The sequence below is a fragment of the Nonomuraea aridisoli genome (assembly GCF_003236395.1).
Classification (GTDB): Bacteria; Actinomycetota; Actinomycetes; order Streptosporangiales; family Streptosporangiaceae; genus Nonomuraea; species Nonomuraea aridisoli.
Map to the genome: position 1 here is coordinate 14,689 of NZ_POUD01000008.1, position 21,172 is coordinate 35,860.

Below are 21,172 nucleotides of genomic sequence, written 5' to 3' on the forward strand. Positions count from 1 at the left end.
ACGCAGGTGAACGCACCCGCCGGCCGGGGCTCTCCCGGGAGCCCCGGCCGGTCAGGCGGTCCGGGTCAGGGCCGGTTGCGGCCGGTGCGGCGCATCTCCTTGTGGATGACCTTCCACTTGTTCTGTTGTTCCTTGCGCAGGCGGGCGTCCGTGCGGGACGCCATCCACAGGGCCTCCCGCTGCAGCTTGCGCCAGCTCTCCAGCCGCCGCTCCGGCAGCTCGCCGCGCTCCAGGGCGGCCAGCACCGCGCAGCCGGGCTCGCCGGTGTGACCGCAGTCGCCGAAGCGGCAGTCCTCCGCCAGCGACTCGATGTCGGAGAAGACGCGGTCGACGCCGTCGCCCATGTCGTACAGGCCGATCCGGCGGATGCCCGGCGTGTCGATGAGCAGACCGCCCCGGGCGAGCGGGATCAGCTCACGGTGGACGGTGGTGTGCCGGCCGCGCCCGTCGGCGGCGCGCACCCGCTGGGTCTCCATGACCTCCTTGCCGGCCAGCGCGTTGACGAGGGTGGACTTGCCGGCGCCGGACGGGCCGAGGATGACGGCCGTACGCGACCCGGCGAGGTAGGAGGCGGCCAGCTCGACCCCGTCGCCGTGCAGCGAGGAGACGGCGTGGACGTCGACGCCGGGCGCGGCCGTGCGGACGTCGTCGAGCAGTCCGTCGAGGCCGTGCTCGAACAGGTCGGACTTGGTGACGAGCACCACCGGTGTGCCGCCGGACTCCCAGGCGAGCGCGACGAGGCGCTCGATGCGGGCCAGGTCGGCGAAGTCGGTGGCGTGCATGGCCGGCTCGGCCACGAAGACGATGTCGACGTTGGCCGCGAGCACCTGGCCCTGACCGTCGCCGGACAGGCCGCCGACCGAGTCGCGGCTGACACCGCCCCGGACGAACGCGGTCGTGCGCGGCAGCACCGCGTCGAGCTCGTAGCGGCCCTCGGACAGCCACCGCAGCGCCGCCCAGTCGCCGACGCACGGCAGCGCGACCGGATCGGCCGCCGCGGCACGGCGGACGTGGGCGGCGTAGCGGACGTGGTGCTGGCCGTCGGTGGCGATGACCTCGGCGGCGCCGCGGTCGACGCGGGCCACCCGCGCGGGCACGGCGCCGTCGGGCAGCTCGGCGGCGCGCAGATCGGTCCAGCCGAGCAGAGAAAGATCGTAAGACAACGGAGTGAAACCTTTGTTCGAGAAGGATGGAGCCGGGCGGTCAGAAGGACGCCCGGAGGTGGACTGACGGCATGCCGCGCACGGGGACCCGCATAGCCCTCACCTCCTCGATCGGTTATCGGGCGACTCTACGCACCCCGCGGGCACAGACGCAATCGGTTTGTCTTCCGCCATCCGTTGAACCCCGCCCGCCCGGACGGCCGTACCACCTGCCGACGGACTGAGAAAGGGGCACGATGCGGATCAGCACGATGCGGATCAGCACGATGCGGATCAGTACGTATCCCCCGCCCTCGTACCCGGTGAACACGGCCGAGGCAGCCGCCCCGGCGGGCGAGCCGCGCCCGCGCCACCGGATCCGCCGCGTGCGCCCCGACGACGAGGTGGTCGTGTCCGCGCTCTACCGGGAGTATCACCGGCCGCTGCTGGCGTTCGTGATCCGGTTGACGGCGGGCGATCGGCAGTGGGCGGAGGACGTGGTGCAGGAGACGATGATCCGGGCGTGGCGCAGCGCCGAGCGGCTCGACACCGACGCGGTCTCGCTGATGCCGTGGCTCGCCACGGTGGCCCGGCGCATCGTGATCGACGACCGGCGGCGCAGGGACGCCCGGCCCAGGGAGGCGGGCGACGGTCCGCTGGAGAGCGTGCCCGTGCCCGACGAGATGGAGGGGCTGCTGCACCAGGTGGTGGTGTCGGAGGCGCTCAAGGCGCTCTCCCCGGCGCACCGCGAGATCCTCAACGAGACGATTCTGCGGGACCGGTCGGTCAACGACGCCGCGGAGGTGCTCGGCATCCCCGTGGGCACCGTGAAGTCGCGCGTCTACTACGCCGTACGCGCGCTGCGGATCGCACTGGAGGAAAGGGGGGTGACGGCGTGACTTCGAGAGTCGAGCACACGGACGTGGGCGCCTACGCGCTCGGCCTGCTGGACGACGACGACCGCGTGGCCTTCGAGGTCCACCTGCTCGGCTGCCCCGCCTGCCGGCACGAGCTGACGGAGCTGGCGGGGGTGGCCAGTGTGCTGCACGGGATCGGGCCCGTCGAGGACCCGCTCGACCGCCCGGGCGGCCCCGAAGGCGACGTGATCGACCTGCTGCGGCACAAGAAGGACGCCGACAGGCGCACGCGCAGGGGCACGTTCGTGATCGGGATGGCGGCGGCGGTCACGCTCGTGGCCGGTGGGCTGACGATCGGCACGCAACTCGGCACGCAGCTCGGCGCGGGCGGTCAGCCGCCGCTCGCCCACGGGCACGGCGGGCGGACGGGCGAGCACATGGGGCCGGCCGAGCAGTTCTACGTCGACGGGCGGCCCATCGCGGGCAAGGGCGCGGGCGGCGTGACCGGCGGGCTCGTGGTGGAGTCGAAGGGATGGGGCACGCACGCGGCGCTCAAGCTGTCCGGGGTGACCGGGCCGCTGGAGTGCGAGCTGATCTCCGTGTCGAAGTCGGGAGAGCGGCGGGTGATGACCGGATGGTCCGTACCTCCAGCCGGGTACGGAGTGCCGGGTTCGCCGGATCCGCTCTACATGCACGGCGGCAGCGCCACGCCGCTGGACGACGTCGACCGCTTCGAGGTGGTCACCTCGGAAGGCGAGCGCCTGCTCACCGTCGACGTGTGACCGGCGACATGTTGACCGGCGACATGTCACCGGCCGGGGACCGGCGTCCCGCCGCACACCGGGAGCCCGTGCGGCGGGACGCTCTCCCTCGGATTTACAGGCCGGGAGCGGGGAACTGGGCGGTGAGCTCGCTGACCTCGTGGTGCACGCGGGTGATGACCGCCTCGGCGTCGCCCTTGGCGACGGCGGTGACGACCTCGTCGATCCAGGCGCCGATCTGCCGCATCTCGGCCTCGCCCATGCCGCGCGAGGTGACCGACGGCGTGCCGATGCGGATGCCGGACGGGTCGAACGGCTTGCGCGTGTCGAACGGCACCGTGTTGTAGTTGGTCTCCAGCCCGGCGCGGTCGAGCGCCTGGGCGGCCGGCTTGCCGCCGATGCCCTTCGGCGTCAGGTCGAGCAGGATCAGGTGGTTGTCGGTGCCGCCGGAGACGAGGTCGAAGCCGCGCGAGCCCAGCTCGTCGGCCAGGGCCTTGGCGTTGGCGACGACCTGGTGGGCGTAGTCGCGGAACGACGGCTGGGCGGCCTCGTGGAGCGCGACGGCGATGGCGGCGGTGGTGTGGTTGTGCGGGCCGCCCTGCAGGCCGGGGAAGACGGCCTTGTTGAGCGCCTTGGCGTGCTCCTCGCTGGTGGCCATCAGCATGGCGCCGCGCGGGCCGCGCAGCGTCTTGTGGGTGGTCGTGGAGATCACGTCGGCGTGGCCCACCGGGGACGGGTGGGCGCCGCCCGCGACCAGGCCGGCGATGTGGGCGATGTCGGCGGCCAGCACCGCGCCGACCTCGCGGGCGATCGAGGCGAAGCCCTCGAAGTCGATGGTGCGCGGGATCGCCGTGCCGCCGCAGAAGATCAGCTTCGGCCGGTGCTCCAGCGCGAGCTCGCGGACCTCGTCGAGGTCGATGCGGCCGGTGTCCTTGCGCACGCCGTAGCGGACCGGGTTGAACCACTTGCCGGTGGCCGAGACCGACCAGCCGTGCGTGAGGTGACCGCCGAACGGCAGGCCCATGCCCATGACGGTGTCGCCCGGCTCCAGGAACGCCATGTAGACGGCGAGGTTGGCGGGCGAGCCGGAGTAGGGCTGGACGTTGGCGTGGTTGACGCCGAACACCGCCTTGGCGCGCTCGATGGCGAGGGTCTCGATCTGGTCGATGACCTGCTGGCCCTCGTAGTAGCGCTTGCCGGCGTAGCCCTCGGAGTATTTGTTGGTCAGCACGGTGCCCGTGGCCTCGAGCACGGCCTTGGACACGTAGTTTTCGGACGCGATCAGCTTGACGGTGTCGGCCTGGCGACGCTCTTCCGCCCTGATGAGCTCGGCGATCTGCGGGTCGACGCTCGCGAGAGAACCCATGACTCTCCTGTCATCATTGACCATCGGCGAAGACCCAGGCGCACGGCCTCCGCTCCCTCCGCTCCCCGGTGGTCGTTCCCACCCAATGCGCCAGTCGCGTCTCGCTGTAGACGATAGCGGATGAGGCCGGGAGCCCAGGTCGGCGATCAGGCCGTCGAGACGGCCACGTTCGTGATGACGCCGAGCGGGCCGAGGTTGACGTCGACGTGCTCGGCGTCCTCGGGCAGCCCGTCGTAGACGGCCCAGAACTGCAGCTGGTTGCCTCCGTCGAACGGCGCCGTGGGCACGTTGGAGCACTGGCAGGCGTCGTCCTTCCTGGCCGGGTAGAGCGGCTTGCCCACGCCCGGCGGGACGATGCTCACCCGCGAGACCGTGGTGTCGAGGGCGCCGTTGCCGAACTTGTTGTACAGGGGCGCGTTCTCGGTGCCGACGTTCTTGACCGTCCACTGCAGGCGCGCGGTGGCGCCCTGGCGCACCAGGGAGTCGATCCGCACCTCGAATCTCGTGCCGAGGGCGTCGACGGTGCTGGTGGTGGCGGCCGTGCCCGGCAGCGCGCCGCGCTCCTCCCAGGGGCGTACGACGGCCAGCGTGGCTCCGGCGCCGAGCGCGGCGGCCAGCACGCCGACGACGACCGGCAGCCAGGGGCCGCGCCGCGCGGGCGCGGGCTTGGGCGCGGGCAGGCTCTGGGGCCTGGTCAGGACGGGCGTCCAGGTCTCCGAGACGGCCTTCGTCGCCGCCGCGACCGGAACCTCCGAACGCCCCAGCAGCAGGTCCATGAGCTGCTGGGCGGTCGGCCGGCGACGCGGGTCCTTGTCGAGCGCCCGCTCCACCAGCGGCCGGATGCGCTCGTCCAGCCCGTCGAGCATGGGCACGTGGTTGATCACCCGGTAGACGACCTCGTGGACCCCGCCGGTGCCGAACGGCGGCCTGCCGGTGCCCGCGTACGCGACCAGCGAGCCCCACGAGAAGATGTCGCTCGCCGGGCTCGCCTGCTCTCCCCTGGCCTGCTCCGGCGACATGTACGCGGGCGTGCCCATGCTCTGCGCGACCGTCATCACCGCCTGGCCGGTGTCGGCGAGCTGGGCGATGCCGAAGTCGATGACCCGCGGCCCGACGGGGCTGAGCAGCACGTTCGACGGTTTGAGGTCGCGGTGCACGACGCCCGCCTGGTGGATGGCGGCCAGCGCGGTGGCCACGCCGACGGCCAGGGCCTCCAGGTTGGAGCCGGCCAGCGGCGCCTGCGCGACGACGGCCGACAGGTCGGGGCCTTCGACGTATTCGGTGACGATGTAGGCGGTGCCGCGGTCGAAGCCGGCGTCGAGCACGGGCGCGGTGCAGAACCGCGCGACCCGTCTCGCCGCCTCGGCCTCCTTGCCGAACCTGCGCCGGAACTCCTCGCGCGCGGCCAGCTCGGGCCGCATGGTCTTGAGCGCCACCGGCCGCCCGGCGGGGTCATGGGCGAGGTGGACGTAGCCCATGCCGCCTTCGCCGAGCTTCTTGACGAGGGTGTACGGTCCGACCCGCTGCACGTCCATCGCAGGGATTATTCCGGACACGCCCGCGTCGTGGCTATTTCGTGCGGCCCACGCCCGGCCAGAGCCGGTCGACCTCGGCGTTCAGAATGGCGCCGATGAGCACGGCCAGCGCGGTGATGTAGAGCCACAGCAGCAGCGCGATGGGGGCGGCCAGTGAGCCGTACACCGAGACGGGCGAGAACCAGGCGGCCAGCACGGCGCGCAGCACCGCCGCGCAGACGATCCACAGGAACAGCGCCAGGATGGCGCCCGGCAGCTCGCGATACCACTTCGTGCGCACCGGCACGCTCACGTGGTAGAGCACGGTGAGGAACAGCACCGAGCCGATGATCACGACCGGCCAGTAGAGCAGGTCGATCATGATGCCGTACTCCCCCGGCAGGGCGTCCCTGAGCAGGGTCGGGCCGATGACCAGGATGGGCATGACGATGATGCCGATGATGAGGCCCACGACGTAGAGGCCGAACGACATCAGCCGGGTGCGGATGATGCCGCGCTCCTCACCGAGCCCGTAGGCGACGGAGATGAGGTCGACGTAGACGTACAGGGCGCGCGAGCCCGACCAGAGCGACAGCAGGAAGCCCAGCGAGATGATCGACACCTTGCCCGCGTCGTCGCTGAGCACGTCGGTGATGAGCGGGTTGACCACGGAGTTGACCGCGTCGTCGGTGAACAGCAGCCCCGCCTGGTCGATCACCCACGTCTTGACCTGCGTGACGACGGTCGGCCCCAGCCAGGTGCCGAGCTTGCCGAGCACGCCGATGAGCCCCAGCACGAACGGCGGCAGCGACAGCAGCGCGAAGAACGCCGCCTCACCCGCGAGGCCGGTCACGCGGTAGGCGACTCCGGCGTTGGTCGCGGCGCGCACGATGGCCCAGGAACGGGTGTCGAGCACCCAGCTCAACCTGGCCCGGGCATGCGAGGCGAGACCTCGCTTGGGCCGGGATGGCGCTTCGGTGGACGTCATGGGCACCCAACGGGAATTCGCAGTGACTCTTCGCCACAGCTTACGTCCCTGGTCCAGCCCTAGTCGCCAGGCACGATGCGGGCGCCCAGCGGGAGGAGGGAGACGGGGATCAGCTTGAGGTTCGCGATGGCCATCGGGATGCCGATGATCGAGATGAACAGCGGGATGGAGGTCACCACGTGCCCGATGGCCAGCCAGATCCCGGCGACCACGAACCAGATGATGTTGCCGAGGAGCGAGAACACGCCGGCGTCCGGGTCGCGTTCCACCGTCCGGCCGAACGGCCACAGCGCGTACGAGGCGATCCTGAACGAGGCGATGCCGAACGGGATGGTGACGATCAGGACACAGCAGATGATCCCCGCCAGGGCGTAGCCCATGGCCAGCCAGACGCCCGCGAAGACCAGCCAGATGACGTTCAGAATCGTGCGCATGCCGTCAGCATGTCACCGATCTTGGCCGCGCCGCCTCGGGTGTCTCCCCGATCCCGTCCCGGATGTGCACCCGGAGTGATAATGCGGGTGTGATCTGCGAGAGCTGCAAGGACAAGCGCCACGAGGAGTGCCGCGGCGGCTCGTGGTGCGACTGCCAGCACAAGACGGAGCAGGAGCAGGACGATTCGGAGCTGAGCTGGCCGCACCAGGGATGAGACAAGTCCCACACTCTGGACGCGGTCTTGGACATCTCGGACAGCCAGAGTAGTCTCAGAAGCATGCCAGCGGACCCCATGCTCGTCGGTCGACGCCACGTCGACCTTCTGCGTGTCCGCTCTGCCATCTGTTGCGACGCCCGCTGACCGTAGTTTCTGTCTGCCGCTGAGCGCGTCGCACTCCTCTTTTCGCAAGCCCTGCCCTCGATGACGAGGCGGGCGGGACGTTGCGCGCGCCGACGATCCGAAGGACGCGCAATGATCACCCCTGCCAGCCGCACTCCTGCCAACCGGCACCACAAGCGCCCGCGCGGCGAGGGTCAGTGGGCCCTCGGGTACCGCGAGCCGCTCAACAAGAACGAAGAGAACAAGAAGAACGACGACGGGCTCAACGTCCGCCAGCGCATCATCGACATCTACTCCAAGCGGGGCTTCGACTCGATCGACCCCGCCGACCTGCGTGGGCGCATGCGCTGGTACGGCCTCTACACCCAGCGCAAGCCCGGGATCGACGGCGGCAAGACGGCGATCCTGGAGCCGGAGGAGCTCGACGACAGCTACTTCATGCTGCGGGTGCGCATCGACGGCGGCCAGCTCGACCTCGCCCAGCTGCGCACGATCGCCGACATCTCCAACGAGTACGGCCGCGGCACCGCCGACGTCACCGACCGCCAGAACATCCAGCTCCACTGGATCGAGATCGAGTCGGTGCCCGACATCTGGGAGCGCCTGGAGGCGGTGGGCCTGTCGACCACCGAGGCGTGCGGTGACACCCCGCGCGTGATCCTCGGCTGTCCGCTCGCCGGGATCGACGCCGACGAGGTGATCGACGCGACGGAGGAGATCCGGGAGATCCACGACCGGGTCGTGGGCAACCCGGCGTACTCCAACCTGCCGCGCAAGTTCAAGTCGGCCGTCAGCGGCTGCCCGGCTCACTGCACGGTGCACGAGATCAACGACGTGGCGTTCGTCGGCGTGGTCGACGAGCAGGGGGAGGCCGGCTACGACGTGTGGGTCGGCGGCGGCCTGTCGACCAACCCGATGCTGGCCAAGCGCCTCGGCGTGTTCGTCCGGCCGGAGCAGGTGGCCGACGTGCACGAGGGCGTGGTCGCCATCTTCCGCGACTACGGCTACCGGCGGCTGCGCCACCGCGCCCGCATCAAGTTCCTGGTCAACGACTGGGGGCCGGAGAAGTTCCGCGAGGTGCTGGAGACCGAGTACCTCAAGGAGCGGCTGCCCGACGGGCCCGCGCCCGAGCTGCCGCGCGGCCGCCGGCGCGACCACGTCGGCGTCCACCGGCAGAAGGACGGCAACTTCTACGTCGGCTTCGCCCCCAAGGTGGGCCGGCTCGACGGCGACAAGCTGCACGCGATCGCCGACATCGCCGAGCGCCACGGCTCGGGCCGGGTTCGCACGACGGTCGAGCAGAAGATGGTCATCCTCGACGTCGCGCCCGACCAGGTCGACTCGATCGTGGCCGAGCTGGAGGCCGCCGACCTGCGGGTCAAGCCGTCCACGTTCCGCCGCCAGACGATGGCCTGCACCGGCATCGAATACTGCAAGCTCGCCATCGTCGAGACGAAGGCCGCCGCCTCGGACCTGATCGACGAGCTGGAACGGCGGCTGCCCGACTTCGACGAGCCGCTCACCATCAACGTCAACGGCTGCCCCAACTCGTGCGCCCGCATCCAGGTCGCCGACATCGGGCTGAAGGGCCAGCTCGTCATCGACGAGAACGGCGACCAGGTCGAGGGCTTCCAGATCCACCTGGGCGGCTCGCTCGGCGTGAACGCCGGGTTCGGCCGGAAGGTGCGCGGGCTCAAGACCACCGCCAAGGCGCTGCCCGACTACGTGGCGCGCGTCGTGTCCAACTACGACAGCCAGAAGAAGGAAGGCGAGTCGTTCGCCGACTGGGTGCAGCGAGCCGACGAGGCGGACCTGAAATGAGCGAACGAGCGGTTCCCTTCCACTGCCCCTACTGCGGCGACGAGGATCTGGAGCCCTACGAGGGCGAACTGAGCGCATCTGCCGGGTCGGCGGCGGGCGGCGGCTGGTACTGCCGCGCCTGCGCTCGGGCCTTCAAGCTGAAGTTTCTCGGAATCGGAGTGAAGATATGACGCTGGCCGACATCGAGGCCGGTCTCAGAGAGCAGGGCGGCGAGCTCGATCTGCGGGAGATCGTCGAGTCCGCCGCCACGTTCCTGGAGGGCGCCCCCGCCCGCGAGATCATCCGCTGGGCGGCGGCGACGTTCGGCGACCGGCTGTGCCTGACCTCCTCGATGAGCGACGCGCTCCTCATCGACCTGGTGAGCAGGGTCAAGCCCGGCGTGGACGTCCTGTTCATCGACACCGGCTACCACTTCGTGGAGACGATCGGCACCCGCGACGCCGTGCGGCAGGTGTACGACGTCAACGTGATCGACATCAAGCCCTCGCGCACGGTCGCGGAGCAGGATCGCGACCTCGGCCCGCGGCTGTTCGGCCGCAACCCCGATTTGTGCTGCTACCTGCGCAAGGTCGAGCCGCTCAACCGGGCGCTGGAGCCGTACCTCGCGTGGATCTCCGGCATCCGCCGCGACGAGTCGCCCAGCCGGGCCGGCACCAAGGTCGTGGAGTGGGACGCCAAGCGGCAGATGGTGAAGGTCAACCCGATCGCCGCCTGGACGCAGGAGGACGTCGACAACTACATCGCCGACAACGGGGTGCTGATCAACCCGTTGCACTACGACAACTACCCCTCGATCGGCTGCGCGCCGTGCACGCGGCAGGTCGCGGAGGGAGAGGATCCGCGCAGCGGGCGCTGGGCGGGCCTGGGGAAGGTCGAATGCGGCATTCACCTGTGATCCCCGACAGGGGCTCCGTCCCGTTGGCAGGCGGGGCGGCCCCCGGCCGCGTGCCACTGGTGGCGGTGGCGCACGGGTCTCGCGACCCGCGCGCCGCCGCCACCGTGGCCGCGCTGCTCGACCAGGTGCCGCTGGACGTGCGGGTCGCATATCTCGACCACTGCGCGCCTTCGCTGGGTCAGGCGCTGCACGGCCTGGAGGAGGCCGTGGTGCTGCCGTTGCTGCTCACCGAGGCCTACCACAGCCGGGTGGACCTCCCGGCGGCGCTGAACGAGGCGCGGGCGCGCGAGCCGCGGCTGCGCGTCAGTTACGGCGCCACGCTGGGGCCGCATCCGCTGCTGCTGTCCGCGCTGGAGCGGCGGCTCGCCGAGGCGGGCGTCCCCGTGGGCGATCCCGGCACCGCGGTGGTGCTGGTGTCGGCGGGGTCGAGCGACGCGCGGGCCAACGCGGTCGTCGCGGGGATGGCGCGGTCGTGGCGGCGTGCGGGCTGGTGGACTGTCTCACCGGCGTACGCCTCGGCCGCGGGGCCGGCTCCGGGCGAGGCCGTGGCGGCGCTGCTGCGGGCCGGGGCGCCGCGCGTGGTCGTGGCGCCGTACCTGCTGGCGCCGGGCTACTTCGCCGACAGGGTGCGCCGCGAGGCGCTGGAGGCGGGCGCCGAGCTGGTGTCCGACGTGCTCGGGCCCGCTCCCGAGCTCGTGCGGGTGGTGCTGGAACGTTACGACGCCGCCCTGCGTCAACCGCTGCCCCTGGCGGGCTGACCTCAGGCCGTGCCGACCGGTAGCGGTCCGGTAGAGCGGCCGGTCGGCGGCTTGCGCGCCAGGCGGGTGGGTCAGTAGCCGTTGTGGCGGTCGTCGCGGAGCTGCCTGCGCAGCTCGCGGCCCTCAGTGCGCAGCTGGCGGCCGATCTCGCGCCAGTCGTCGCCGTGCAGCTTCCGCCAGTGCTCGCGCCAGGCCGCGAACCCGCGCTGCAGCGGCTTGGCCCGCGCGTCGCCGATCACCTTGACGTCGCCCATCACCGCGTACGCCTTGACCCGCACCACGGGCACGTTCATGCCCGGGGCCGCCTCCAGCACGTCGACCTTCTTGTCGCCCATGACCGCCACGCCCTCCAGGTCCACGTTGACCCCGTCGGGCACGATGATCTTGACGTCGCCCATCACGGAGACGGCGACGATGTCCACCTGGTCCGTGCGGACCTCGGCCTCGCGCAGGTCGAGCAGCACGTCGCCCATCACGGCCACCGCGCCGAGCTCCTGATCGACGCGCCAGGTCCCGCGGCGCTTGGTGTCTCCCATGACGCCGACGAACCACCGCCGCTTCCTGCCCGTCGCGGCGGGCGCCGGCGACGGCGCGGTCAGGCCGGCGGACGGCAGGTCCTGCGTGAGCAGGGCCAGCTCGGCGTGGGTCGTGGCGGTGTAGGCCGCCTCCGTGCGGTCGGTCAGCTCGGCGAGGGTGAGCCGCCCCTCGACCGAGGCGACACGGAGCTGCTCGACGACGGCCTCGCGCTCGGCGTCCGACGCGCGGACCCCACCGGGATCAGTCATAGACGCAACATATCGCGTCTTGACCGCCGTGAAGCTCCTCCTTTGGTAGGAATCCGTACGACGTTCGATGCATACGCGTCCGGCATGGGCGGTGAACCCGTTCACGGGCGGGCCGCGTACCACCCGATGACACGGGGCCCTGGCATGGTCCGGGGCGCGGCCGGACCAGGCTAGGGTCCCTGTCATGCATGAGGAACAGCTCTACCGCGCGGCGTTGAACGGCGACACCGAGACCGTCGGCAAGCTCCTCGCGAGCGGCGCCGATCCCAACCGTCCCAGCGAGCCGGCGGAGGAAGGCGGGGAGGGCGGGCTGCCCCTGTGCGCGGCCGCCGCCTGGGACCGCACCGAGGTGGCCGCCGCGCTGCTCGCGGCCGGCGCCGAGGTCGACGCGCGCGAGGCCGGCGGCTGGACCGCCCTGCTCTGGGCCGCCGCCAACGGCCACTCCGCCGTCGCCCGCGTGCTGATCGAGGCGGGGGCGGAGGCCGACGTCACCAACGACGACGGCGACACCCCGCTGACGCTCGCCGCCCGGCGCGGCGCGCTCGGCGTCGTGCGCGAGCTGCTGGAGGCCGGGGCCGACCCGCAGAAGTACGACGGCGACGGCGACACCCCGCTCGAGATCGCCGTCGACTGGGTGGGCGTGCACCTGGAGAGCGCGCTGCTCGACCAGATCGAGCAGGACAGCTGGGAGTACGTCGTGACCCGCCAGTACGCCAAGGACGGCACCGAGCTGGTCACCGTCTCCGGGCGTTCGCCCGACGGCTCGCAGACCGAGGAGGTTCAGGCCCAGCGCGGCCACGCCGCCGTCGCGACCCTGCTGGAGGAGGCGATCGGCGTCCAGCAGCCGGTGGAGCGGCTGGTGGCGCGGGCCCTGGCCCACCGCGACATCGACGAGGACGCCGAGACGTGGTGGATCGTGGCCGACGCGCTGGCCAAGCGGGCCGACGAGGCCACGTACGAGGGCCTCGCCCGGTTGTGCGTGAGCGAGGACGCCAGGGAGCGGGAGTTCGGGGTCGACGCCATCTCCCAGTTCGGGTTCGCCGACGGCGACAAGCCGTACCTCGAGCGCACGCTGCCGCTGCTGCAGAAGATGGTGACCACGGAGGCCAATCCGCAGGTGCTGCGCTCGGTGCTGGCCGCGCTCGGCCACCAGGGCGACCCGCGGGCGCTGCCGTACGTGCTCGACCTGATCGGGCGGCCCGGCCACAAGCGCACGGTCACCGACCCGATCGCGCTGGCCGACGTGCTGCCGCCGGACCACGAGGAGGGCCTGGCGCTGCTCATCTCGATGACGCAGGACGACGACGCCGAGATCCGCGACTGGGCCACCGCCGGGCTCGCCGGGCTCTCCGCCGACACGCCCCGCATCAGGGAGGCCCTGGCGGCCCGGCTGACCGACTCCGACCTGCGCACGGTCGCCGAGGCCACACGCGGCCTCGCGATCCGCGGCGACGACCGGGCCGCGCAGGGCGTGCAGCGGGTGCTGGCGGAGAGCGACGACGACTACGCCAGGGACCTCGTCACCCAGACCCCGACGGGCTGAGCGCTCAGTCGCCGTTCAGGACGCGGACGACCCAGTCGAGGGTGCCCGTGCTCAGGGCCTCCTCGGCCAGGCGTTTGCCGGTCGCGGTGGTGAGCGCGGCGAGCGAGCTGTCGATCCAGCCCTGCACGTTGCGGTGGCCCTGCTCGCGATATTCGACGGCCTGGATGAGGCACTCCAGTTTGTCGGCGTCGCGGGCGCAGACGGCTTCGAGGCTGGTCTTCTCCTCGTACTCCGCGACCGCGTCGCTCACCATGCCGGCCACCGCCGCCGGGACGCCCCGCACCTGGTCGGCGGTGACGTCCTCGTTGGAGGCCGCCTTGAGGTAGCGCTTGCCGATGTACGGGATGTCGGTGATGCGGGTTTCCTGGGTGTCGTGGAAGAGGCTCATGAACGCCGCCCGCTGCGGATCGCCGCCCTCCAGCTTGGCGATCACCGCCGCGATGACGGCCGCGCGGAACGAGTGCTCGGCGATGCTCTCGGGGTCGCGCACTCCCGCGACCAGCCATCCCGTCCGCTTGTACCGCTTGAGCAGCCCGAACTCGTACAGCAGTCCTGCCAGACCCGTCACGTCATCCGCCACGAGGACCCCCTCTCGTCATGGCGCAGAGCCTAGACGACGGCTTCCGCCGCCGCCGTGCCCCGCCCGGCTGTCGGGGGATGCCGGGACCGGTCGGCCGGCACGGCATCCCCCGTCGTGTTCCGTCCACACGGCGGGCGGTTCACGCCCGGCCGCCGCGCTCCGGGTCAGTGCCCGGAGTATGCGTTGTCGCCGTCGATGCTCGACGCGTCGGCGCTGTTCGCCACCTCGGCGGCGTCCGACATGGCGGCGGTGTTCGACATGTCGGCGGTGTTCGCCACCTCGGCGGTGTTCGCCACCTCGGCGGTGTTCGACATGTCGGCGGTGTTCGCCACGTCGGCGGCGTTCTTCGCGTCGTCGAAGTAGATGTCGCGGACGATGGTGTTGTCCGGCTCGGCGTCGGCGCTGAAGGGCCACCAGCCGTCGCCCTCCCAGCCGTCGTGGTCATGGTGATCCCGCTCGTCCGGCTTCCAGCGGTCCCTGTCCCACTTCTTGTCGTCCCACTTGTGGTCGTCCCACTTCTTGTCGTCCCGCTTGTGGTCGAAAATCGGCTCTTCGTCGACCACCTCCTCGTCGACCTTCGGCTCTTCCTTCACCGGTACCCCGACGACCACGGGCCCGTCGTGCCTGTCGTGGTGGTGGCGCTGCTCCTTACGGCGCTGCTTGTTGTGGTTGATGTTGTGGATCTCGACCTCGTAGAAGGTGCGGGTGCGGGACCAGCGGGGGCCCCACGAGCATTTACGACCGCAACGGAGCAGCGGTTTCTCACCGGATACATACCCGGCGCCGGTCTGGACGACGGCCGCGCCTGCGCTCGCGCCGGCGACCCCCTGGCCGGGAAGAAGGGTGAAGCCGGCGGCGGCGACGGCCACGGCCAGCCCTGCGATACGTCCGCGACGCGACGTACGCATACGAGTGGATTCTGCGTGCATTATTTCCGTCCATGGGTAGAGAAACCCGGAATCCGATGCTCATTTTCTAGGAGCAGTCGGACATGATCAGACGTACCCATACGCAGAAACCCATTTACCTCCACGAACCCAAACAACCCGTCAAATCATTAGCGTTCGCCGGAGGTGTGATTAAACGATTATTTGAGCCATGTTTGCGGCTTCTCCGTTGATATCGGACGTCAGTCGTCGATCGCCGCGTACGCCGACGTCCAGAAGTCACGGATCACCCTCGGCGCGCTGGGCGAGGTGAAGGCGACCTGGGTCATCACGACGCCGATCAGCTCCTCCGCCGGGTCGGTGTAGGCGGAGGTGCCGAGGCCGCCGGCCCACCCGAACCGGCCGGGCCGCGTGTCCAGGCCGTCCTGGGCGCCGTCCACGGCGAGGCCGAAGCCCCAGCCGCCGGAGCCGAAGAAGACCTCGTTGCCGGCCTTCTGCTCCGGCGTGAGGTGGTCGCGGGTCATCAGCTCGACCGCGGGCCGCGACAGCAGCCGCCCGCCGTCGTACCGCCCCTTGCGGAGGAGCATGCGGCAGAAGGCGAGGTAGTCGTCGGCGGTGGACAGCAGGCTCGGGCCGCCGCCGCCCGACGGGAAGGCCGGCGGACGGTGCCATGCGCCGTCACGCGGATGGGGCCGCGGCAGCGGCGCCCCGGTGGCCGGATCGGGCGTGTACGAGCCCGCCAGCCGGCCGAGCTCGCCGGTGGGCAGCTGGAAGCCGGTGTCGCGCATGCCGAGCGGCTCGAGGACCCGCTCGCGCAGGAACGCGTCGAACGGCCGCCCCGAGGCCCGCGCGACCAGCACGCCGAGCGCGTCGGCCGCGGTGTGGTACATCCAGCCCGCTCCCGGCTGGTGCACGAGCGGCAGCGCGCCGAGCCGTTTGATCCACTCGTCGGGACCGCAGCCCGGCCCGTCGGGCCCGGCGGTCAGGCCCGCCTCGTCCATCGCGCGCTGGATCGGGTACGCGCCCGGCGGCGCCATGACGGCGCCGAAGCCCGCACGGAAGGTCAGCAGGTCGCGTACGGTGATGGGCCGCGCGGCCGGGACGGTGTCGTCGAGCGGCCCGTCCACGCTCCGCAGCACCCGCCGCCCGGACAGCTCGGGCAGCAGGTCGTCGACCGGGTCGTCCAGGCGCAGCCGGCACTCCTCGACGAGGATCATGGCGGCGACCGCGGTGATCGGCTTGCCCATGGACGCGATGCGGAAGACGGTGTCGCGCCGCATCGGCGCGCCGTCGCCGGCGTGTGCGGCGCCGGCCGTGACGACGTGCGTCTCGCCGCGGCGGTGGACGAGCGCCACCAGCCCCGGCACGTCGCCGCGCTCCACGGCGGCGCCCAGCACGTCGCGCATCCGGTCCAGCCGCGCCGGGGAGAGTCCGCTCGGGCTCATCGAAGCTCCTTCCGTCAGGTGCGTGAGGGTTCGCGAGGACAGACTCTCCGGCGCGCGGAAACTCATCGGCGGATTCCGCTTTTCTCCGCCTTTACTTATCCCGAAAAAGCGCCATAATCGAAATTCGTCCGATTTGCGGAACTACGGGCCAGAAAAAGCGGGTGCCGTGGTGAGGACGTCCCGGGCGAGCGAAAGGTCACCTTCGACTTCGGCGGGGAAATCCTCCGGGTCGCCCCTGCCGCCCAGCAGGAAGCAGAACGCCACCACGTCGGCCGTGACGCGCGCGTCCGGCTCCCCCGGCTCGGTGTCGGCCACGCCGAGGGGGACGCGCCATTCGCCGCCGCCCGGGCCGGTCAGGGTGAGGTGCAGGGTGCGCCCAGCGCCGTCGAGGCCGGAGAAGAGCATCGTCCAGGGCAGCAGGCGGGCGCACAGGTCGGCCGTCGGGCGGATGTGCTCGGGGACGGGGTCGGGCAGGCGGATCCCGGCCACCCGCGCCGCGTCGGCCGTGTGGATCCACGTCTCCAGGCCGCGGGCCAGGATGTGGTCGCGCACCGCGAACTCCAGGCCGTCCAGCGTGGCGGGGGTCGTGGGCGGCAGCGTGGCCAGGTGGCGGCACAGGGCGTCGGCCTGCGCCCGCCAGTCGCGGCGGGTCTGCTCCGGACTGCGGGCCCGCTCGTACGCCTGCACGTCGCCCGTCCGGCCCAGCGAGTCGGCGGCGCCGATCGGCGGGCCGAGCACGGGAGCGCCGACGGAGGCGGCCACCAGGCCGTCCTTGGCGGCCAGGTGGGCGACCAGCTCCTGGAGCGTCCAGCCCTCGACGATGACGCGCGCCCAGTCGTCGTCCACGGCCGAGGTCAACAGCGCGTCCATGGCGGCCACCCGGCCGGCGTACGGCCGCGCCCAGTCGGCGGCGGGGGCCGCCGGCCTGCGCCGCGCCCGGGCCCCGGCCAGCAGCTGGGGTCGCAGCGAGTGGGCCGGCACCGCCGCGTCCTCCATCATCGCGTCCAGATAGAGACGCTCGACGGGGTCCATCACACCTCTTCCTGAGCACGCACGGCCGCCGGGCCCGCGAACGGCGAGCCGGCGCCCATCACACTTCCTCCTCGGCCAGCGCGACGGCCAGGCGCCGCAGCGCCAGCCGGATGCGCGACTTGGCCGTGCCCTCCGGCACCCCGAGCTCCTCGCCGACCTGCCGGTAGGTCCGGCCGCCGAAATAGGCCAGCTCGATCGCCTCCCGTAAGCCGTCGGGTAACGCGGTCACCGCCTGCCGGACGCGCTCGGCCTCGTCGGCGGCGAGCACGGTGTCCTCCAGCCTGACAGGCTCGCGCTCGAACAGCCTGGGCCCGAGCGCCGACACCCGCCGGCGCTCCTCGGCCCGCACGTGGTCGACCGCGCGGCGGTGCGCGATCGTGGCCAGCCAGGCGCGCAGCGTGCCGCGGTCCGGGTCGTAGGCGAGCGGGCGTTCCCAGAAGAGCAGGAACACCTCCTGCGTGATGTCCTCCGCGATCACCCGGTCCCTGGTGACCCGCAGGGAGAGACCGAAGATCAGCGGGGAGAGGCGGTCGTAGACCTCCCCCAGCGCGGACTCGTCGCCGCCGACCACCCGCTGGTGCAGCAGGCGGTCGTCGTACGGTGCCTCCACTGGCACCACGCTCCCGTGTCTTCCGGATCATGGCGGCCGCGCCACATGCCCGCCGCATGTCCGCCGCATGTCACTGTTCGCACCAAATGTAGAGCGGGATGACCGTCCAGGGACACGTCCGGGTAGCGATAGTGTCGAAAGCCGACGCACGAAGGGATCACACAACCATGGCCACCACCCGCACCGCCACCACCCAGTGGAAGGGCGCCCTGCTCGACGGCTCGGGCACCGTCTCGCTCGACACGTCCGGAGTCGGCACGTTCGAGGTCTCCTGGCCGTCGCGGGCCGAGTCGGCGAACGGCAAGACCTCGCCCGAGGAGCTCATCGCCGCGGCCCACTCGTCCTGCTTCTCGATGGCGCTCTCGCACGGGCTGGCCGGCGCCGGCACGCCGCCGGAGTCGCTGCGGACGAGCGCCGACGTGACGTTCCAGCCCGGCAAGGGCATCACCGGCATCGTGCTGACCGTGCAGGGCCGGGTGCCCGGCATCACGGCCGAGCAGTTCCAGCAGGCCGCCGAGGACGCCAAGGCCAACTGCCCCGTCAGCCAGGCGCTGGCCGGCACCGCCATCAGCCTCAAGGCGGAGCTGCTCTGACCCGGTCGAGCGGATGTCTTTCGAAGAGCGTTCGGGTTAACAAGAGACCAAGAGCGTGTTCGCGTGCGACAATCGGGTCACATGCGTGAGGTCTGGCCGGGCGAGCCCTATCCACTCGGCGCCACCTGGGATGGCGTGGGCACCAGTTTCGCGGTGTTCTCGGAGGTCGCCGAGCGGGTCGAGCTGTGCCTTTTCCACGATGACGGCTCCGAGGAGCGCATCGAGCTGCCCGAGGTCGACGGGTTCGTCTGGCACGGCTACCTGCCGGGGATCCAGCCGGGGCAGCGTTACGGCTACCGCGTGCACGGGCCGTACGAGCCGTCGCACGGTCACCGGTGCAACCCGGCCAAGCTGCTGCTCGACCCGTACGCCAAGGCGATCGACGGGGAGCTGACCTGGAACCAGGCGCTGTTCCCCTACTACTTCACCGATCCGAGCCGGCGCAACACCGAGGACAGCGCGCCTCACATGCCGAAGAACGTGGTCGTCAACCCGTTCTTCGAGTGGGGCAACGACCGGCCGCCGCGCATCCCGTACCACCAGACCGTGATCTACGAGGCCCACGTGCGCGGGCTCACGATGCGCCACCCCGACGTGCCCCCCGACCTGCGGGGCACGTACGCGGGGGTGGGGCATCCGGCGATCATCGAGCACCTGCTGTCGCTGGGCGTGACGGCGGTCGAGCTCATGCCGGTGCACCACTACATCCCCGAGCACTTCCTGGTGGCCCGCGGGCTGACCAACTACTGGGGCTACAACACCATGGCCTACCTGGCTCCCCACGGGGGCTACTCCAGCGCCGGCACGCGCGGCCAGCAGGTGCTGGAGTTCAAGGCGATGGTGCGGGCGCTGCACGAGGCCGGCATCGAGGTCATCCTCGACGTGGTCTACAACCACACGGCCGAGGGCGACCACATGGGGCCGACGCTGGGGTTCAGGGGCATCGACAACGCCGCCTACTACCGCCTCCACGACGGCGACCGGCGCTACTACCTCGACTACACCGGCTGCGGCAACTCGCTCAACGTGCGCTCCCCGCACGCGCTGCAGCTCATCATGGACTCCCTGCGCTACTGGGTGCTGGAGATGCACGTCGACGGCTTCCGCTTCGACCTGGCCTCGGCCCTGGCCAGGGAGCTGCACGACGTCGACCGGCTGAGCGCGTTCTTCGACCTGATCCAGCAGGATCCGGTGATCTCGCAGGTCAAGCTGATCGCCGAGCCGTGGGACGTCGGGCCGGGCGGCTACCAGGTCGGGAACTTCCCGCCCCTGTGGACGGAGTGGAACGGCAAATATCGCGACATCGTCCGAGATTTCTGGAGAGGTACGCATTCCGCCCTGCCCGAGTTCGCCTCCCGCCTGACCGGCTCCGCCGACCTGTACGAGTCCTCCGGCCGCCGCCCGGTCGCCTCGATCAACTTCGTCACCTGCCACGACGGGTTCACGCTGACCGACCTGGTCTCCTACGACCACAAGCACAACGAGGCCAACGGCGAGGACAACCGCGACGGCACCAACGACAACCGCTCGTGGAACTGCGGCGCCGAGGGCCCCGTCGAGGACCCGCAGATCGTCACGCTCCGCCGCCGCCAGCGGCGCAACTTCCTGGCCACCCTGTTCCTGTCGCAGGGCGTGCCCATGCTCTCCCACGGCGACGAGCTGGGCCGCACCCAGCGCGGCAACAACAACGCCTACTGCCAGGACAACGACCTGGCCTGGGTCGACTGGTCGCTGCTGTACACCGAGTCGGAGCTGCTGGAGTTCGTCAGGGCGCTGTCGAAGCTGCGCCGCGAGCACCCGGTCTTCCAGCGCCGCCGCTTCTTCCACGGCCGCAACCCCGACAACGGCAAGCGCGACATCGTCTGGCTCACCCCGGGCGGGCGCGAGATGACGGCGGGCGACTGGCACATCAGCTACGCCAAGTCCCTGATGGTCTACTTCAACGGCGAGGCCATCACGGAGCCGGGGCCGCGCGGCGAGCGCATCGTCGACGACTCGTTCCTGCTGCTGATCAACGCCCACCACGAGAGCCTGGCGTTCACGCTGCCGGGCGAGGAGTTCGGCACCGAGTGGCTGCCGGTGCTCGACACCACCCGCGACACGGTGGAGGACGCCTTCGCCGACGAGCAGTGGCGGGCGGGCGACGTCGTCGCCGTCACGGCCCGCTCCCTGCAACTCCTGCGCCAACCCCGCAAGACCGCCAGACCCTGAGCTCCGGCGCGGTGCACGATCCGGCCGCGCTTGACGACGAGCAGCGGCCGGTTGCAGCCGCTCGGCCGCCGCGTGCGCCTTTCGCCCGTCCCAGCGGGGGCGGCGCTAGATGACGTGGGCCGCGCTGGCGGTGAGGAAGACCAGTGTGAACGTCGCCACCCCGGCCAGGCCGTGCAGGGCCACCGCGAGCACCGGGAACCTGCTCGCGGCCGTCCCGTGGCGGCCGGCCCCGAGCCAGCGCGTGGACATCGTGAAGCCCAGCAGCGCGGCGGCCGCGAGCCCGCCGAACGCCGCCCAGGCCAGCGCCCGGCTCCCGGTGGCGAGGCCGGCCGCCCAGCAGACCAGCGACGACACCGCCAGCGCCGGATGGGAGACGACCAGGGCCGACGGGAAACGGGTGACCTTGGTCCGGCGCGGGCCGCCGTGCGGCAGCCAGAAGGACAGCAGATAGACCCCCGCGAGCACGGCGATCGCCCCCGTGACGGCGGTTACCAGGCCCATTGTGCCTCCCTGTCAGACCCCATCCCTCTTGTCACGTTAAGCGGAGAATCGCCCGTACGTCCGGAGATAGGTAAAAAGCGATATCTGCCGGCGGATGGATGTCGGTGG

The 21,172-nt window shown here is 71.3% G+C and carries 23 protein-coding genes and 1 riboswitch; of the genes, 11 read left to right on the forward strand and 12 right to left on the reverse strand.

The features are described 5' to 3' along the window. Nucleotides 1-65 precede the first annotated feature (65 nt). Nucleotides 66-1,163, reverse strand: a complete 1,098-nt coding sequence (gene rsgA / locus C1J01_RS03530) for a ribosome small subunit-dependent GTPase A (protein WP_111175906.1) — start codon at nt 1,161-1,163, stop codon at nt 66-68. A 236-nt stretch (nt 1,164-1,399) separates the two neighbouring features. Here rsgA and C1J01_RS03535 point away from each other — a divergent pair, with 236 nt between their 5' ends. Further along, nucleotides 1,400-2,041 (forward strand): sigma-70 family RNA polymerase sigma factor, encoded by a 642-nt coding sequence (locus C1J01_RS03535; RefSeq protein WP_438943087.1) that lies wholly within the window; start codon nt 1,400-1,402, stop codon nt 2,039-2,041. After that, the gene (locus C1J01_RS03540) at nt 2,038-2,781 is read left to right on the forward strand and encodes an anti-sigma factor family protein (protein WP_111175908.1); all 744 of its coding nucleotides are present in this window, start codon (nt 2,038-2,040) and stop codon (nt 2,779-2,781) included. The genes C1J01_RS03535 and C1J01_RS03540 overlap by 4 nt, the downstream gene beginning before the upstream one ends. A 94-nt stretch (nt 2,782-2,875) precedes the next feature. Here the strand turns inward: C1J01_RS03540 and glyA are convergent, their stop codons facing one another. From glyA to C1J01_RS03560, 4 genes are all read right to left on the reverse strand, one after another. After that, nucleotides 2,876-4,126 carry a serine hydroxymethyltransferase gene (gene glyA, locus C1J01_RS03545; RefSeq protein WP_111175910.1) on the reverse strand — a complete coding sequence of 417 codons (1,251 nt, stop codon included), beginning with the start codon at nt 4,124-4,126 and terminating at the stop codon, nt 2,876-2,878. Nucleotides 4,127-4,151: 25 nt separating this feature from the next. Continuing rightward, nucleotides 4,152-4,234, reverse strand: a riboswitch (ZMP/ZTP riboswitch). A 38-nt stretch (nt 4,235-4,272) separates the two neighbouring features. Then, nucleotides 4,273-5,661: a serine/threonine-protein kinase gene (locus tag C1J01_RS03550; RefSeq protein ID WP_111175912.1), complete on the reverse strand. Its 1,389-nt coding sequence runs from the start codon at nt 5,659-5,661 to the stop codon at nt 4,273-4,275. Nucleotides 5,662-5,695: 34 nt separating this feature from the next. Next, nucleotides 5,696-6,556: a YihY/virulence factor BrkB family protein gene (locus C1J01_RS03555; protein ID WP_111175914.1), complete on the reverse strand. Its 861-nt coding sequence runs from the start codon at nt 6,554-6,556 to the stop codon at nt 5,696-5,698. A gap of 131 nt (nt 6,557-6,687) precedes the next feature. Further along, complete coding sequence (locus C1J01_RS03560; RefSeq protein WP_111175916.1) at nt 6,688-7,062, reverse strand: YccF domain-containing protein; 375 nt, start codon at nt 7,060-7,062, stop codon at nt 6,688-6,690. Between the two features lie 89 nt (nt 7,063-7,151). Between C1J01_RS03560 and C1J01_RS52970 the strand changes: the two genes are divergently transcribed. The 6 genes from C1J01_RS52970 to C1J01_RS03580 all read left to right on the forward strand — a co-directional run bounded on the left by C1J01_RS52970 (nt 7,152) and on the right by C1J01_RS03580 (nt 10,877). Beyond that, nucleotides 7,152-7,277: a hypothetical protein gene (locus C1J01_RS52970; RefSeq protein WP_268958570.1), complete on the forward strand. Its 126-nt coding sequence runs from the start codon at nt 7,152-7,154 to the stop codon at nt 7,275-7,277. Between the two features lie 63 nt (nt 7,278-7,340). Further along, nucleotides 7,341-7,424, forward strand: coding sequence for a putative leader peptide (locus tag C1J01_RS53645; protein ID WP_354532976.1), 84 nt, complete (start codon nt 7,341-7,343; stop codon nt 7,422-7,424). A 111-nt stretch (nt 7,425-7,535) separates the two neighbouring features. After that, nucleotides 7,536-9,224, forward strand: coding sequence for a nitrite/sulfite reductase (locus tag C1J01_RS03565; RefSeq protein ID WP_111175918.1), 1,689 nt, complete (start codon nt 7,536-7,538; stop codon nt 9,222-9,224). Next, nucleotides 9,221-9,394: an Insertion element protein gene (locus tag C1J01_RS03570; protein ID WP_111175920.1), complete on the forward strand. Its 174-nt coding sequence runs from the start codon at nt 9,221-9,223 to the stop codon at nt 9,392-9,394. Before C1J01_RS03565 ends, C1J01_RS03570 begins: the two co-directional genes overlap by 4 nt. Further along, the gene (locus tag C1J01_RS03575) at nt 9,391-10,119 is read left to right on the forward strand and encodes a phosphoadenylyl-sulfate reductase (RefSeq protein WP_111175922.1); all 729 of its coding nucleotides are present in this window, start codon (nt 9,391-9,393) and stop codon (nt 10,117-10,119) included. The genes C1J01_RS03570 and C1J01_RS03575 overlap by 4 nt, the downstream gene beginning before the upstream one ends. Beyond that, a complete protein-coding gene (locus tag C1J01_RS03580; RefSeq protein ID WP_111175924.1) occupies nt 10,101-10,877 on the forward strand; it encodes a sirohydrochlorin chelatase in 777 nt (258 codons plus the stop codon). Before C1J01_RS03575 ends, C1J01_RS03580 begins: the two co-directional genes overlap by 19 nt. Nucleotides 10,878-10,948: 71 nt before the next feature. On the opposite strand, the gene C1J01_RS03585 is transcribed toward C1J01_RS03580, so the two are convergent. Then, entirely contained in the window at nt 10,949-11,662 is a 714-nt protein-coding gene (locus C1J01_RS03585; RefSeq protein ID WP_111175926.1) for a DUF1707 SHOCT-like domain-containing protein, read from the reverse strand. Between the two features lie 184 nt (nt 11,663-11,846). On the opposite strand from C1J01_RS03585, the gene C1J01_RS03590 reads away from it, so the two are divergent. Continuing rightward, nucleotides 11,847-13,205, forward strand: a complete 1,359-nt coding sequence (locus C1J01_RS03590) for an ankyrin repeat domain-containing protein (RefSeq protein ID WP_235854233.1) — start codon at nt 11,847-11,849, stop codon at nt 13,203-13,205. A 4-nt stretch (nt 13,206-13,209) separates the two neighbouring features. Here the strand turns inward: C1J01_RS03590 and C1J01_RS03595 are convergent, their stop codons facing one another. From C1J01_RS03595 to C1J01_RS03615, 5 genes are all read right to left on the reverse strand, one after another. Beyond that, the gene (locus C1J01_RS03595) at nt 13,210-13,785 is read right to left on the reverse strand and encodes an HD domain-containing protein (protein WP_111175928.1); all 576 of its coding nucleotides are present in this window, start codon (nt 13,783-13,785) and stop codon (nt 13,210-13,212) included. 164 nt (nt 13,786-13,949) lie between these two features. Beyond that, a complete protein-coding gene (locus C1J01_RS03600) occupies nt 13,950-14,693 on the reverse strand; it encodes a hypothetical protein (RefSeq protein ID WP_146615458.1) in 744 nt (247 codons plus the stop codon). A 221-nt stretch (nt 14,694-14,914) separates the two neighbouring features. Further along, nucleotides 14,915-16,117 carry a serine hydrolase domain-containing protein gene (locus tag C1J01_RS03605; RefSeq protein WP_111175932.1) on the reverse strand — a complete coding sequence of 401 codons (1,203 nt, stop codon included), beginning with the start codon at nt 16,115-16,117 and terminating at the stop codon, nt 14,915-14,917. A 141-nt stretch (nt 16,118-16,258) separates the two neighbouring features. Next, the gene (locus C1J01_RS03610; protein ID WP_111175934.1) at nt 16,259-17,149 is read right to left on the reverse strand and encodes a maleylpyruvate isomerase family mycothiol-dependent enzyme; all 891 of its coding nucleotides are present in this window, start codon (nt 17,147-17,149) and stop codon (nt 16,259-16,261) included. A 58-nt stretch (nt 17,150-17,207) separates the two neighbouring features. Further along, a complete protein-coding gene (locus C1J01_RS03615; protein ID WP_220039714.1) occupies nt 17,208-17,759 on the reverse strand; it encodes a sigma-70 family RNA polymerase sigma factor in 552 nt (183 codons plus the stop codon). Nucleotides 17,760-17,926: 167 nt separating this feature from the next. Between C1J01_RS03615 and C1J01_RS03620 the strand changes: the two genes are divergently transcribed. Next, nucleotides 17,927-18,352, forward strand: a complete 426-nt coding sequence (locus C1J01_RS03620; protein ID WP_111175938.1) for an OsmC family protein — start codon at nt 17,927-17,929, stop codon at nt 18,350-18,352. An 81-nt stretch (nt 18,353-18,433) separates the two neighbouring features. Further along, nucleotides 18,434-20,563, forward strand: coding sequence for a glycogen debranching protein GlgX (gene glgX / locus C1J01_RS03625; protein ID WP_111175940.1), 2,130 nt, complete (start codon nt 18,434-18,436; stop codon nt 20,561-20,563). Between the two features lie 105 nt (nt 20,564-20,668). On the opposite strand, the gene C1J01_RS03630 is transcribed toward glgX, so the two are convergent. Continuing rightward, nucleotides 20,669-21,064 (reverse strand): hypothetical protein, encoded by a 396-nt coding sequence (locus C1J01_RS03630; protein WP_111175942.1) that lies wholly within the window; start codon nt 21,062-21,064, stop codon nt 20,669-20,671. Nucleotides 21,065-21,172: the final 108 nt, after the last annotated feature.

Excerpts from the sequence above, each read along its gene's own strand:
- C1J01_RS03535 (WP_438943087.1), top strand. The coding sequence starts at position 1,400 with ATGCGGATCAGCACGATGCGGATCAGCACGATGCGGATCAGTACGTAT.
- glyA (WP_111175910.1), bottom strand. The coding sequence starts at position 4,126 with ATGGGTTCTCTCGCGAGCGTCGACCCGCAGATCGCCGAGCTCATCAGG.
- C1J01_RS03550 (WP_111175912.1), bottom strand. The coding sequence starts at position 5,661 with ATGGACGTGCAGCGGGTCGGACCGTACACCCTCGTCAAGAAGCTCGGC.
- C1J01_RS03560 (WP_111175916.1), bottom strand. The coding sequence starts at position 7,062 with ATGCGCACGATTCTGAACGTCATCTGGCTGGTCTTCGCGGGCGTCTGG.
- C1J01_RS53645 (WP_354532976.1), top strand. The coding sequence starts at position 7,341 with ATGCCAGCGGACCCCATGCTCGTCGGTCGACGCCACGTCGACCTTCTG.
- C1J01_RS03565 (WP_111175918.1), top strand. The coding sequence starts at position 7,536 with ATGATCACCCCTGCCAGCCGCACTCCTGCCAACCGGCACCACAAGCGC.
- C1J01_RS03570 (WP_111175920.1), top strand. The coding sequence starts at position 9,221 with ATGAGCGAACGAGCGGTTCCCTTCCACTGCCCCTACTGCGGCGACGAG.
- C1J01_RS03575 (WP_111175922.1), top strand. The coding sequence starts at position 9,391 with ATGACGCTGGCCGACATCGAGGCCGGTCTCAGAGAGCAGGGCGGCGAG.
- C1J01_RS03580 (WP_111175924.1), top strand. The coding sequence starts at position 10,101 with ATGCGGCATTCACCTGTGATCCCCGACAGGGGCTCCGTCCCGTTGGCA.
- C1J01_RS03585 (WP_111175926.1), bottom strand. The coding sequence starts at position 11,662 with ATGACTGATCCCGGTGGGGTCCGCGCGTCGGACGCCGAGCGCGAGGCC.
- C1J01_RS03590 (WP_235854233.1), top strand. The coding sequence starts at position 11,847 with ATGCATGAGGAACAGCTCTACCGCGCGGCGTTGAACGGCGACACCGAG.
- C1J01_RS03600 (WP_146615458.1), bottom strand. The coding sequence starts at position 14,693 with ATGCGTACGTCGCGTCGCGGACGTATCGCAGGGCTGGCCGTGGCCGTC.
- C1J01_RS03605 (WP_111175932.1), bottom strand. The coding sequence starts at position 16,117 with ATGAGCCCGAGCGGACTCTCCCCGGCGCGGCTGGACCGGATGCGCGAC.
- C1J01_RS03610 (WP_111175934.1), bottom strand. The coding sequence starts at position 17,149 with ATGGACCCCGTCGAGCGTCTCTATCTGGACGCGATGATGGAGGACGCG.
- C1J01_RS03620 (WP_111175938.1), top strand. The coding sequence starts at position 17,927 with ATGGCCACCACCCGCACCGCCACCACCCAGTGGAAGGGCGCCCTGCTC.
- glgX (WP_111175940.1), top strand. The coding sequence starts at position 18,434 with ATGCGTGAGGTCTGGCCGGGCGAGCCCTATCCACTCGGCGCCACCTGG.
- C1J01_RS03630 (WP_111175942.1), bottom strand. The coding sequence starts at position 21,064 with ATGGGCCTGGTAACCGCCGTCACGGGGGCGATCGCCGTGCTCGCGGGG.